Origin of the sequence: Ekhidna sp. (assembly GCF_963691765.1) — a bacterium.
GTDB lineage: Bacteria > Bacteroidota > Bacteroidia > Cytophagales > Cyclobacteriaceae > Ekhidna.
The window spans coordinates 3,448,906-3,462,885 of sequence record NZ_OY829375.1 but is presented as its reverse complement, the minus strand read 5'-3'; the positions used below and the strand labels follow the sequence as shown (position 1 = coordinate 3,462,885).

General features: G+C 38.2%; 11 protein-coding genes. 6 read left to right on the top strand and 5 right to left on the bottom strand.

Annotated features, from left to right (window positions below; genetic code table 11):
• Positions 1-147 precede the first annotated feature (147 nt).
• The 3 genes from ACY650_RS15605 to ACY650_RS15595 are packed head-to-tail and all read left to right on the top strand — an operon-like array spanning position 148 to position 2,840.
• A complete protein-coding gene (locus ACY650_RS15605; RefSeq protein ID WP_462248731.1) occupies positions 148-840 on the top strand; it encodes a DUF6261 family protein in 693 nt (230 codons plus the stop codon).
• A gap of 60 nt (positions 841-900) precedes the next feature.
• A complete protein-coding gene (locus ACY650_RS15600; protein ID WP_462248729.1) occupies positions 901-1,638 on the top strand; it encodes a DUF6503 family protein in 738 nt (245 codons plus the stop codon).
• Positions 1,635-2,840: a hypothetical protein gene (locus ACY650_RS15595; RefSeq protein ID WP_462248727.1), complete on the top strand. Its 1,206-nt coding sequence runs from the start codon at positions 1,635-1,637 to the stop codon at positions 2,838-2,840. Before ACY650_RS15600 ends, ACY650_RS15595 begins: the two co-directional genes overlap by 4 nt.
• Before the next feature lie 10 nt (positions 2,841-2,850).
• On the opposite strand, the gene ACY650_RS15590 is transcribed toward ACY650_RS15595, so the two are convergent.
• From ACY650_RS15590 to ACY650_RS15580, 3 genes are all read right to left on the bottom strand, one after another.
• A complete protein-coding gene (locus ACY650_RS15590; RefSeq protein ID WP_462248725.1) occupies positions 2,851-6,363 on the bottom strand; it encodes an ABC transporter permease in 3,513 nt (1,170 codons plus the stop codon).
• A gap of 74 nt (positions 6,364-6,437) precedes the next feature.
• Positions 6,438-9,095 carry an FtsX-like permease family protein gene (locus tag ACY650_RS15585; protein ID WP_462248723.1) on the bottom strand — a complete coding sequence of 886 codons (2,658 nt, stop codon included), beginning with the start codon at positions 9,093-9,095 and terminating at the stop codon, positions 6,438-6,440.
• Positions 9,085-9,414, bottom strand: coding sequence for a PadR family transcriptional regulator (locus ACY650_RS15580; RefSeq protein WP_462248721.1), 330 nt, complete (start codon positions 9,412-9,414; stop codon positions 9,085-9,087). The genes ACY650_RS15585 and ACY650_RS15580 overlap by 11 nt, the downstream gene beginning before the upstream one ends.
• A 279-nt stretch (positions 9,415-9,693) precedes the next feature.
• Here ACY650_RS15580 and ACY650_RS15575 point away from each other — a divergent pair, with 279 nt between their 5' ends.
• Both ACY650_RS15575 and ACY650_RS15570 read left to right on the top strand, forming a co-directional pair.
• The gene (locus ACY650_RS15575) at positions 9,694-10,266 is read left to right on the top strand and encodes a helix-turn-helix domain-containing protein (RefSeq protein WP_462248719.1); all 573 of its coding nucleotides are present in this window, start codon (positions 9,694-9,696) and stop codon (positions 10,264-10,266) included.
• Positions 10,267-10,343: 77 nt separating this feature from the next.
• Positions 10,344-11,099: a hypothetical protein gene (locus ACY650_RS15570; RefSeq protein ID WP_462248717.1), complete on the top strand. Its 756-nt coding sequence runs from the start codon at positions 10,344-10,346 to the stop codon at positions 11,097-11,099.
• 7 nt (positions 11,100-11,106) lie between these two features.
• Here the strand turns inward: ACY650_RS15570 and ACY650_RS15565 are convergent, their stop codons facing one another.
• Positions 11,107-11,868 (bottom strand): LytR/AlgR family response regulator transcription factor, encoded by a 762-nt coding sequence (locus tag ACY650_RS15565; protein ID WP_462248715.1) that lies wholly within the window; start codon positions 11,866-11,868, stop codon positions 11,107-11,109.
• A complete protein-coding gene (locus ACY650_RS15560; protein WP_462248713.1) occupies positions 11,865-12,908 on the bottom strand; it encodes a sensor histidine kinase in 1,044 nt (347 codons plus the stop codon). The genes ACY650_RS15565 and ACY650_RS15560 overlap by 4 nt, the downstream gene beginning before the upstream one ends.
• A gap of 193 nt (positions 12,909-13,101) precedes the next feature.
• On the opposite strand from ACY650_RS15560, the gene ACY650_RS15555 reads away from it, so the two are divergent.
• Complete coding sequence (locus ACY650_RS15555) at positions 13,102-13,929, top strand: hypothetical protein (protein ID WP_462248711.1); 828 nt, start codon at positions 13,102-13,104, stop codon at positions 13,927-13,929.
• Positions 13,930-13,980 lie beyond the last annotated feature (51 nt).

Below are 13,980 nucleotides of genomic sequence, written 5' to 3'. Positions count from 1 at the left end.
CAAGGATTTCATCAAACACTACCAATTCAATTACCGTACCATGATATAAGATGTTTACATCCCAAATATCTACTACCTTATCGAAGTTTAGTTTTAAGTCTCAAAAGAAGAGACTTTCTTGCTGCTCAAAACCTTTTACCACGAACTATGCTGAAGCAATTTTCCCACTCACTACTTACATCAGAAGAATTAGTCGTTTTGGCTGAAAGGCTAATCCAATCGGTCAATTCTTCCCCATTAAAATCAACTTTAGAAAATCGGATAAAGAAGACCACGGAAGCTTCCAATGTTTTATCCGATGCGCTCAATGAAAGCCTTTCTAACGTTTATGCCTCAAGAGTACAGCAGGCAGACTTAGTCCGAGATGATGCATTTCAGGCGTTCAAATATGGCGTTCTTTCGGCATCTTACCGTACGGAACCAGGCATAAAGCAAGCGGGTGAAAAACTTGTAGAAATTGTCCGTAAGAGAGGATTCAGTTTATATAATCTTGGATATATCGCGCAAAGTGAAGCGATGAGAAGCCTCGTTGAAGACCTTAATAGATGCGCTACAGAAATTTCACACGCGGGTGTAGCAGACCTTCTTGAGGAAATGCTAAACGCACATGATCAATTCAATGAAGTATATCATGAAAAGATCACTGACGACAATAAAAATGAGACTCCTCAGGTGGTCGTTTGGAAAACAGAGCTTTCTAAACAGATTACGCTATTCCTAAATCACGTAGAGTTGCTCGACGAAGATAAAGAAGAAGGAATCGATAGCTTGGTGAATAAACTAAACAGTAACATCACTGACATGATGCAACAAGCAAAAGAGCGTCAGCAGACCGCTTAGTCACTCATTTGCCGCCCCTGCGACAAACCTTTGGTAGATAGTCTTACGTTTGCAAGTTCAATGAAAAAATTTATTGTACTCACAGCATTCCTGTGGTCTTGTGGAACAGATCCACTTACCTCACAACAAATAGTAGACAAAGCTATTGCAGCATCACAAACTGATTTGCTCAATAATGCTTCAGCTACATTCGTTTTTAGAAACATTCAGTACGAGTATCAATCAAAATCCGGCAAATTTTCTTACGCCAGAACTCAACTTGACAGCCTTGGAAATCAAGTCAAAGATGTATTGACAAACGAAGGTTTGACACGTTATATTAACAACGAAGAGGCGACAATTACTGAAGCAAAAAGAAATGCATATACAGCATCTGTAAACTCTGTAATCTACTTCGCTTTTCTCCCCTCTTCTTTAAATGATCTGGCGGTTAACAAAGAGCTTATTGGCACAGTCAAAATAGGTGAACAGAACTATCACAAAATCAAAGTCACTTTTAATGCTGAAGGTGGAGGTGAAGATTTTGAGGATGTATTCTATTATTGGTTTGATGTAGAAGATTACAGCATGGACTATTTAGCCTATAGCTATAACGAAGAAGACGGCAAAGGTATCCGATTTAGAGTAGCGTATAATAGTAGAAAGGTGAATGGAATTACTATACAAGATTACAAAAACCTTAAGCCATCGATCAAGGATAGCGTGCCACTTGCCGAGATAGACAAAGCCTACATGGAAGGTAAACTGACGCAACTTTCACTAATTGATCTGGAAGATGTTGTAATTTCGATTGAATGAAATGGCAATATTTCCTTTTACTGATAATATTCAATTTTTGCACACAGCGTAAAGAAGAACTACCTCTTAAGGTTGATGACTTTTCTAACCCATCAGGGTCAAATTCAAGTCTTCCATATCTTATTAAAGGAAATGATGATCAACTATATCTTAGTTGGGTAGAGAAGATTGATTCGAATCAAGTTCTTTTTAAATACGCTATTTTAAATTCAGCTAATTGGTCAGAACCAGAACTTATAGCTCAAGGTACTGACTGGTTTGTAAATTGGGCTGACTACCCAATGATTGCAATTGATAGTGCGGGAAACAAGCTGGCTCATTATTTAGCTAAAAGTTCAGAAGGCACATATTCGTATGACATAAATCTTGTCATGAAGGCCAAAGATTCAGCCAACTGGTCAACTTCAATTATTCCACATGATGATGGAACTCCAACTGAGCATGGATTTGTTACTATGCTACCAGTTAATGACGGAACTTTTAACGTAGCATGGCTTGACGGTAGAAATACTGCAAATAACGATCACAATCATCATGGAGGTTCTGGTGCTATGTCATTAAGAACTGCATTAGTAGACCTACGCGGAAATATCATGAATGAGTCCGAATTGGATAATCGCATCTGTGATTGTTGTCAAACTAGTGGTGCCATGACTAAAGATGGTCCAATCTTCGTTTATCGAGATCGTTCTGTTGATGAAGTACGTGACATGGCATTTGTATCAAAAACGAACGAGCAATGGAGTACTCCAAAGCTCATCTCGCAAGATAACTGGAACATTACCGGATGCCCTGTGAATGGGCCAAGAATGGCAAGCTATGAAAATACTGTTGTCGTTGCTTGGTATACAGCAGCCTTAAATCGACCAAAAATTAAAGTTGCATTCAAGTCAGGATCTGAATTTCAAGAAGCTATGGAATTGGATAATACCTCACCCGTTGGCAGAACAGACATTGTGATGATTAACGAAGAAAAAGCAATCGTAAGCTGGCTTGATGGAGGTGATCAACCAGCAATCAAATATCGATCTGTAACAATTAATGGGACTATGTCACCTGTCTATGTTGTAAGTGAAATCTCGATTGAGAGAGGCAGTGGATTTCCTCAAATGGAACTTCATAACGGTTCGCTCTACTTTGCCTGGACAGAAATCGGTGAACAGAGCCAGATTCGAATGAAGAAAGTGGCTCTGCCCAACTGATTAATTTACCTTATTCATGTCTCAATGAATCTACAGGATTTGAAAATGAAATCTTTGTAACAGAGGAAATAACACTCAGTAAAGCAACAAATATTAAGACCAGTATAGATATCGCGAATGGTGAAAAACTAACAGGCGCCTGATATGAAAATTCAGTTATCCAGTTTTGCATAAGTACGTAAGAAAGTGGCAACCCTATTAATGATGCGATAGCTACAAGCTTAACAAATTGGCCCAATATCAACTTAATGATCTGTCCAGATGTAGCGCCCATTATCTTTCGCATTCCCACTTCTTTCACTCTTTGATTTAAAATGGCAATAGCCATTCCAAGTAATCCAAGGCTTGCTAAAATGAGTGCAATCATAGAAAATATTGAGAAAATCGATAAAGTTCGTTCCTCTTGTTTGTAAAGTGAGGCAAGTTCTTCATCAAGAAAATGATATTCAAACGGCAACTCTGTTTCTATGTTCTCATTGTAAACCTTTTCTATTTCTTCAATTGTTCTTCCGAACTGCCGCCCTTCTAGTTTTACGATTATATGCCCTGCTGCTTGCGGCATAACTGCTAAAAGCAACGGTCGTATATCTTGATGCAATGACTGGTAATGAAAGTCTTTTACAACTCCGATTATTCTGGATTCAAACTCCCTTCCACTTGCATCCTGAACAAGTACTCTCCCTATGAGATCTTCGCCCCCTAGATCTTTGGCAAAAGTTTCATTTATTATAACTCCACCTAATGAATCATTCGCAAATGATCTGTCAAACGCTCTCCCATCAGTTATTTCAAAATCGAATACATCCTCCACTCCATAGTCAACCATGATCTCGGAAGCATCTACACGGTTTTCTGGAGCATCTCTCAGAAAGTATGCATGTTGGTTGAATTGCCCGCCTGGAATACTTGAAGTCAAGGTAGTCGCATTCACACCATTGATTGCTTCCAATTCTGTTCTTGTTGTTTTAAGAGCTTCAACATCAACACCACCTATTTTTACGCTTACCGGTACATTTAATGAAATAATAGCCTCCTGATCAAATCCCAGGTCTTTATTTTTCATAAACTGAATTTGATTGTAAATGATCAAACTTCCACTTATCAGCAAAGCAGAAATGGTGAATTGCAGTACCACCAATGCACTTCTAAGTCGAACTCCTCTTGAGCTAGTAGACAACTTGCCTTTAAGCACTTCGCTAGGTTTAAATGCAGATAATGCGATTGCTGGATAAAATCCTGCTAAGAATCCAACTCCAATACATAATAGCCCCGATTTCAATAGAAAAGAGATGTTGAATATATCTTGATAGTCAAAGCTTTTTCCACTCAGTATATTAAAGCCATCAAGCAATAAGGCCACGGCAAAAAGTGAAATACCAAGAGCCACCAATGAAAGAATGATCGATTCTAAATAGAATTGAATCGAGAGTCCCTTCGAAACAGCGCCTAAAGTTTTTCTAACACCTATTTCTTTAGCTCGTTCTACCGATTTAGCTGTAGTTAGATTGGTATAATTGATTGCGGCAATGAGAATTAAGAACCCAAAAACAGCAAATAAGATGTATATGTAAAGAATATTGCCGTTATTCTCCAACTCCCATCTTAAATGAGAATTTAAATGAATATCAGAAATCGGCTGTAGTTCAAGTTTTGCTTCTCGCGAAAGAAGTACTTGTTTATCCGTATCAGACCAGTTGAGATAATTCACCACCCATTCGGGAATCTTAGATTCAAGCGCTTTGTGATCTACCCCTTCCTTTAACTTGATATAGTTGAAATGTCCAAAATCTGCCCATGTCATCCAGTTACTTTCAGGATTAATTTGCTTTAGTGTTACGTAAGGGATGACAGCATTGAAATGAAAGTGAGAATTTTCTGGCATTGGCTCAACAACAGCTGAAACGGCTGTCAGCATTCCGTTCATAGACAGCTCTTTTCCTATTGCACTTGAATCTCCAAAGTATTTTTTAGCCAAAGGTTCGGAGATTACAAGGGACCAAGGTTTGCTTAGTGCATCTTCATCTCCTTCAAGTACTTTCAATTGGAAAATATCAAGAAACGTAGAATCAGCAAAGTAAAAATCAGGTTCTTCGAACAAGATGTTTGCTTCAATATTTTTAACTCGAATTTTATCCTTACTCAATCCAGGTCCATACCAGGGAGAAATCGATACCGCCTCCTCTACCTCTGGGAAATCATCGGCCATTGCTTGCGCAAGTGGATGAGGTGTTCGAGTCTGAGGGTTATCATTCATCCAGGCGATTCGATAAACACGATCAGAGTCTGAGAGTGTTTTATCATAAGAAAGCTCATGCTGAATGAATAAGTAAATGAATATCCCGCATGTAAAGCCAACGCTTAAACCAAGGATGTTAAGAAAGGAGAATAGTCCATTTCTCCTTACATTTCTAATAAAGATTTTTAAAAAGTTCTGAATCATGCCACGTTCTATTTTGAGGTTAAAAACATGATTCAAACTAAAATTATGTCCATCATTCGATGGTGCTTTCCGTTCGGTTAGACGTTCTTCCCCATAAGTCCGAACGTACTTTGCATCCCGATAATCTGATGGTGTAAGGCCTGTACGCTTCTTAAATGCAGTATTAAAAGCTGATTTCGAATTGTAGCCTACCATTGTAGCTACATTTTCGATTTTCACTTTTTCATACTTTTCCTCCCGCAACATTTTAGCAGCCTCCCTAATTCGATAGCGAGCCAATAAGTCTTGAAAGCTAATTTGTAAAGACTCGTTTAAGACTTGTGATAAATGATGATTGGTAGCACCTAGTTCGTCAGCTAATTTCGAAAGTGAAGCATCATCTCTTTGATAAAACTTCCCTTCATCCATAATGGTCTCTAGCTTTTCTAAAATAGCGGCCTTTATAGAAGGATTGAGTGTAGACTTTTTATACTTATTTGCCACCGGTATTGGCTCAAAAAAGGAAGACTCATTTAAAATTTGATAGAGTATCTGTGCGAGAAAAAACAAGTAAAAGATGGAATAAATCTGTTCTGCAACTCCTAAGAAATAAGCACCTAAAAAGATCACATTGAAACCAATAAAATTCCTAAACCACCTAATACGTGTACCTGGGCTAATAAAGAAAGAAAATCCTCTGGACTTACTCTCTTCTAACATGAGTTTGAAAGTGTTAAACAAATAGGCTACAGTGGTCGCACCGGCAGCTGCCCAAAGAAGTGTGACATTGAAGAATGCGAACAAAATTGCAGTAATACCCAAGATTGGAAGCATATGCCACAATTTGAGGCGCTTTCTTTGGAAAAAGAACGAATGAGTATATAAGAAAAGCGCAACAGCGGTGGATACAATAAATACCGGAGTTAAATATGTCTGTTGAAATACGACACTCCCGAATACCAGCAAATAAGTAACGGTCAATATTCCAAGCCATCGTCCAGACTGATACTTATTTAGCATCAGAATAAGCCCTAAGAGCCCGCCCAATACAATCAAGCTCATCGAGAAAGTCTCAAACCATGGAAACGATAGCCACTTATCCATAAACCAAAAATGGTGAAATAGTTGGATTTGAGTGGCTACCGTTATGATTTTATTTAATCAAATCATATTTGATTTTACTCAGATCTTAATCCAGTGACTGGGTTAATAATTGCCGCTTTCAACGATTCATAACTTATAGTAAGAATAGATATCAGGGTTATTAATAGGCTGGCGATAACAAACACCATCCATCCAATATTAACCTTGAATTCGAAATCTGATAGCCATTCCTGCATCAAATAAAAGCTTATTGGTATCGCGATGAGAAGTGATATACCGATCAATTTCATGAAATTGAAAGTGAGCAGCTTAAATATTACTTTAATTGAAGCTCCTAATACTTTTCGTATGCTTATCTCCTTGCTCCTTTGCTCCACCATGAACGCTGACAGTCCAAATAAGCCAAGACATGCCACGAAGATTGCCAGTATCGAAAATCCTGCGAATACATTTCCAGTCCTTTGCACATCGTCATACATGCTTTCAAATACCTCATCTAGAAATGAATACCTGATTGGCTGATTAGGCATGATTTCATCCCATGTATTTGTAATTGCTGTCAAAGTAGCCTTCATATCGGTAGTTTGAATTTTAACAGGCACCACCGATCCGTAGCGATCTAACCGAAGGGCTAAAGGACCAATGCTATCACGCATGCTTTCAAAGTGGAAGTCTTGAACTACCCCTATTACAGTATACCCTCTCCAATTTTGTATTCTAGCCCCTACTGGATCTTCCAATCCTAATTCTCTAACCATCGTTTGATTGATAATTAAGGAAGTAGAATCACGATTAGAGAACTTATCAAAATCTCTCCCCTCCATCAGGTTCATTCCTAAAGTTTCTATGTAGTCATCATCTACATTCCACATCTGTCCACCTATCCCTTTGTCAATCTTACTTCTACCTTCAATCCAGAATTCATTCTGATCTCGTTTTGTCCCAGAAACAGGCAAATAATTGCTGGCAGTAACACTTTTTACCTCAGGGATTTTAAGTAATTCATTTTGTAACAAATCCAGCTTATCACCTATAGAGTTAACACCCTGAATCATAAGCACATGATCTTTATCATAGCCCAAATCCTTTTTGAGCATGTATTGCATTTGCTTGTATACGATCAGAGAACCAACTATAAGAATAACAGAGCATGAAAACTGAAAAACAACCATTACTCCTCTAAGGGTTGAGGTCTTTGACCCTCTACTCAGTTTACCACTTATTGCTTCAATAGGCTTAAATGCGGATAAATAGAATGCTGGATAAATACCGGCCAAAGTACCGACAACCAAAGCCAAAATGATCATGGACGGGATCAACCACCACTCTGTCAATGGCATTTCCAAAGACTTGCCTGAGATAGCATTAAATGACGGAATCAACAAACCTGCCAGGACCACTCCAATAATTGTTGAAATAAAGGTCACTAGAATAGACTCAGTTAAAAATTGACTTACTAAGTTGCTTCTTAGAGAACCAACAACTTTTCTAAGCCCTACTTCTTTTGCTCGATTAGCAGATTTGGCAGTACTTAAATTCACGAAGTTGATGCAGGCAAGAAGTAAAACAAATACTGCTATTGCCGAAAACAACCATACAATTTTTATATCGCCATGCTTTAAAATATCACTGATACCTCTGGAGTATAGGTGGATATCATTAACAGGCTGCAAGTTATACTCCCGATATTTTTCTACATCTTCCCAATACTGATTACCCCTTTCCTTCAAATATGGGATATAGAGTTCTCTCATTAAAGCAGCCATCTTTTGCTCCATAACTAATGGATTAACTCCTTCACGAAGTTTGATGTAAGTATTGTAGTTGCTACAGCACCAACTTGTTTGCTCGCCTCTCCAAAACTCTTCATCCGTCAGTGTCAAAAGAAAGTCGAACTGAAGGTGATTGTTTTTATCGTTATTCTCAATCACTGCACCCACAACCCATGGATTTTCCACATCTTCATCCAGAATCAACGTCTTACCTATTGGATTCTCACCCGGAAAATACTTTTCGGATTTCTCTCGAGTCAATACAACTGAATTAGGTTTAATCAGTGCTTCCTCCAATGTTCCATAGACCATTTTAGGAGTTAGAATCTCCAGCAGCTCTTGATCCATGTAAGCAAAGCCCTCTTCATATGTATTCTGGGTTCTATCTGATCTTCTCACCTGATTGTCTCCGGCAACATACCATTTGTAAGGGATCAATCTTCCTGACATTTCAATCTCAGGAAACTGTTCTTTCATTAGACCGGCAGTCAATGCTTGATGGGCTGTCCAATTTCCTGGATCTTGAGGGTTGGATTCAACATTGATCAGACGATAAATTCGCTCAGAATCTGCATAGCTTGTATCATGTCCTAGTTCATCTATAACAAATAGAGAGATCAAAAGGCACGCGGTAATCCCTATTGAAAGACCACTCACCTTAATGATCGAGTACATCTTGTGCTTGATTAGCCCTCTCCAAGCAACTTTTAGATTGTTTCTTAACATCGCATTATTATTTGTGTGTTTTGACCATAATTTTCTCATTGCAAATGGACGCAATGAGCTAAACACATCTCCAACAAAGCCATAGTCCGCTTTAAGCTTTGAGGATTTCCTTCTTCTTTTTTCATAAAGCTCATAGAGATCCCCCTGTAAGGTTTCGATCACTCGCTCAGAGCAAAACCACTTCAGGAGAAGATCAGCCCATTTTGGTGGATGTATTTCTTTATTAGGCTTCATCCAAACCTAGGTTTAGTCCTTCGATGTTTTTGGAAAATTCCATTCGAATCTTATTGGCTTCCATTATTGCTTCCTTACCAGCAGATGTAATCTGATAATACTTCTTCCTCCTACCTCCTCGCTCTGATGTAGCTCCTCCCTCATGAGATACCAAGCATCCCTTATCTTCCAGTCGGTAGAGTGCTGAATGCAGTGCGCCAATACTTGGGTTTTTTCCAGTTTTCGATTCCAGCATTTCTTTCACTGCCACACCATAGGCCTCTTCTCCCAGAGAGCCAACAGCCAGTAATACCAATTCTTCAAAAGCTCCAATCTTCATTGTTATATTATTTTCCTAAAACCAAATCAAATATAACTTGATATATTTCCTAAAACCAAATTAAATCAAAAAGGTTTCATTCCTAAAAACAAAACAAATACTAATTTTAAGTTAGTTGCACTACATTTAAGTCTTTAAATTTTGAATGAAATCAGCTAATAATCTCTATTTGGGAAGGATGTGACAAGGATGACGTAAGGATGTCTCAAACTTGTCGTAGTAGACAAAATCGGGTCAAAATACATTTGCTCTGTATTCGAAACTCAAAATAAAAAGGAAATGAGATCAACAATTAAAATCAAAGAATTACGCACAAGAAAAGGGTTCTCTCAAGAAGAATTGGCAGAAAAATCTGGACTTAGTTTGAGAACTATTCAGCGTATCGAAAACGGAGAGACAGAACCTATGGGTGATTCGTTGCAGAAAATTGCAAATGCATTAGACACGGTACCAGAGGAACTTATGGATTGGGAGGTTGAGGAAAATATATCTTTTATAAAGAGGATGAACCTCTCCGCATTAATGTTTCTAGTCTTCCCATTATTTGGAGTGCTCATCCCCTACATCATCTGGCATTCCAAAAAGGGACGAATGGCTAAGCTTGATGAGGCGGGAAGTGCCCTAATAAACTTTCAAATCACTTGGAATTTCTTACTGTTCTTCGGCCTAATATTCACATCAGTATCGATGATTTTTGGCAACCCTGAGCCTTCACTGGCACTACTAATTGGTGCTGGATTGTTTTACTTAATAGCTGCATATGCGTATAATTTTCTTATGATTTTGATCAACACTTCACTGATTCAAAAGAATAAGCCGTTGCGATATATTCCAAGCATTAAGTTTTTGTAGGAAGTGTCTTCAACACACTCCTTTCACAACTAAAATGATGAGTAATAAGTCTAAATTGTCTTCTTTTAGCTTCAACTATGAAAAGACTGATATTCTTATTGCTCATTGTACCATTTCTTTCTTGCGAAATGGATAACAGAAATGAAGTTTTGGTGCTAGGACTGATCCATGGCGGTCATCTTACTCAACAAGAGTTTTCTACGGATATATTAAGAGAGATGATTACCACCATTGATCCCGATCTTATTCTTGCCGAAATACCGCCTGATCGATTCCCAAAAGCAATGCAGACATACGAAGAAACGGGAGTCGTCAATGAATCTCGAGTAGCAAGGTTTCCGGAGTATGTAGATGTTATCATTCCACTGACAAAAACAATGGACTTTAAGATAATCCCTACTGCCGCATGGACAGAAGAGATGGCTGATGATCGCCTTGCGAAGATGCGGGCAATACGTGACAATCCAGATCGATACAATGACTGGCAGACTTATGGATATGCAAAGTATCTTTCGGACTCTATCAAAGAAGCTTCAGGAAGACAATTCGATCCCTATTGGATTAATTCTGATGCATATGATAATGCCGCTGAAGTTGCACTAAGTGTCTATAATGACCTATTCAATGAGGAATTAGGCCTTGGCGGATGGGATAACATTAATAAAGCCCACTATAGCTACATTGAAAAAGCTTTGGATGAGTATGCCAATCAAAGCAAACGAATAGTAATTACTTACGGAGCTGGACACAAAGGTTGGTTTTTAAGAGAATTGAGAAAAAGAGATGACATTAAACTTATAAACTTAGAGGAAGCAATGGGTCTGGTTAAATAGTGACTGCCTAACTCAACCAATCTGTTATCTCTTTTTGGTATGACCTGCTACTAATCACCGGTTTACCATTTTTCATGTTGAATTGGTACGTACTATTGTTTAGATATTCCCATTTATCTATTTGATGCATGTTAATTGCTGCCGAACGATGAATCCTCTTAAAGTAAGGCGGAAGCTGCTTCATCAGCATTTCCAAAGAGGTTCGAATGAGATGAAATTGAGATTGAGTATGAAGCTGAATGTATTCTGAATCTGATTGCAGAAAGTGAATTTCATCTACATGAACTTTCGAAACCAACCCCCTATTCTTGATTTCAAAGACTTCTAGATAACTAGGATTTGGCTCTCTCATCTTCTCCCACAGACGTTCAATTTGATCATTAAAGGTTGCCTTATCACGAGTTTCCAATAGTTGAATCGACTTCTCAGCTATTTTATTGAAATCTTTGCTTGAAAACGGCTTCAACAAATAACCTATTGCTTCAACTTCAAAGGCGGAAATCGCATATTGATTAAATGCTGTGGTGAAAATTATTAGGCATTTTGGATCAAGATTCATGATCTTGCGTGCAGTTTCTATTCCATTCAGTCCCGGCATTTCAATATCCAAAAACAGCACATCTGGCATTCTTGTCTTGCAATATTTCAAAACTTCCAGTCCGTTGGCTAACGCATCTAAAAATTGAAATTTATCATTGCTCTCTATCAACCTTTTCAGGTAATTTCTGGCATTTAACTCATCATCCGCTATTAGTACACTATAGATCATTGGAGAATGGGTAGTTGAATGTTTGCAACGAAAGTGTCTGATGAAAACTGAGTAGACAGCCTTGCTGCTCCATCATAGTAACTCTCTAATCGCTCTTCTAAATTTTTTAATCCAATACCGTTAGAATAGGAGTTGGATGAAGGAAAAACCTGATTTTTAACTTCCATAGTAACTGCATCACCTTTTGGTTCAATAGATATCTCCAATGTAGTTTGTCCGACAGCATTAGAAATACCATGTTTAAATGCATTTTCAACTAGCGGCTGTAAAATAAGTGTTGGAATTATCTGGCTATTCAGCTTATCATCATATACAGTTTTTATCTCAAGTCTATCTTGAAAACGTTCGGTTTCGATTGCCAAATAGTCTTGAACAAAGTCCCATTCATCTTTTAATGAATGCTCTTCCAATTCATTGATCTCCATAATCTTTCTTAGGAGATGACTCAGCTTAATTGTCAAATCATGAGCCATTTCATCATCCTGACCAATGAGCGAGGCTATGTTATGCATTGAATTGAATAGAAAGTGAGGATTCAACTGATTTTTCAATGATTGTAGCTTACTGCGCTGCAATTCAGATGATTTTTCAAAAACTTCAAGTTTACGTTCTTGCAATTGATAATTTTGATAAATCCAAGCCAATAACCCTACAAACAAAGCCAAATCAATTGCTCTGCTAACTAAGGATGGCACAAAATACTCAGAGATTTCATTTAGTGTTGGCAACAAGGAATAGTCTAAAAAAACGAACCTCAATGGGTAGAACAAGGCGTTCGACACAAACCAATGTATCAGAAGAATCAGCAGAAATTGCCATGCGCTTTGAAACATGCTAGTTGATTTCATAGCTCTGGTAGCCCCATTGATCCATGGAAGTAGTGTAAACCAACACAGGTAATTGATGGCAATAAAAAGCAAGCGGATCTGATCTAATTCAAAACCAGACTGGCCCCATACTATTAGAGAAATTATCAAGATTCCCATCAGCTGATAAGGCCAAGAAAGTGCCAATGTTATACGTTTTGGGATCAAACTCATGCGCTACGAATATACGCGCATATGTGATTCATAGGTTCGATTTATTGTCATCCGCTGCATTATTTGTTGTTCGCTGCATTTTATCATCCAACCGGACCATTGAGTCCGTAACACAAGCAACTAAATCAAAAAATCGACATGCTTGAAGAGGCTTGAGCATAAGCATCACAAACTGTCACAAAATTTTAAGTCAATGAAAAATCTATTATTAACGCTTGTAGGATTTTGCTTAGTGAGCATTTCAGCAGCGAAAGGCCCTACATATGCTTCGAAAGAAACGAAATCTATTATTGAAAAAATGCTCGATGCTCATGGAGGGTATGACAAATGGAAATCTATTAAAACCATGTCCTTTTCCAATGTCATGCACAGCCAGCAACTTGGGGTCTTACGTTTTTGGATTCATGACCAAGTAGTGGATATGAAATCTCGTCGATTGTATCAAGATTGGCCTTTGGTGGGGTCAAAACTATCCTTCGATGGAGAAAAAGTGTGGTCAGTTGATTGGCGTGTAGCAAACCCTCCTGCGCATCAGCAGTCAGTCTTCTTTTATTATCTCAACATGCCATTTCTCACACAAGATGATCATGTAATTCTGGGCAAATCGGAACTCGTAGAACATAAAGCATTCGACAATAAAGTTTATAAAGTCGAGATGAGTTATAAAAAAGCTCCAACCGTAGGGAAAACAGAAAGAGATAGCTACATCCTGTACATTGATTCTGAGACGTACTTATTAATGGGTTATGAATATTCACTTACTTATGGTCCAATCCTAGATGCAGTTGGAGCTCCAAAAGGTCAAGATTCATTCGGGCCTGTACTGCGGAAAAACAACTACTTCGCAGAGGTGAATGGATTGAAGTTTGCAGTACTGTTTACAAGCCATGATGCCGCTATGACGGCACAATATGGAGATCATGCGATTTACAACTTCGAGTTAGACGTTGCTTTCGATGAATCCAGAATGAGTCCTCCTGCAAACGCAGTGATAGATCCTGCAATTGATAAAAGACAATGATTTCTTATTCTACCTACACTGTTTCAGGCAGTGTAGGTATTTCTATTCCTT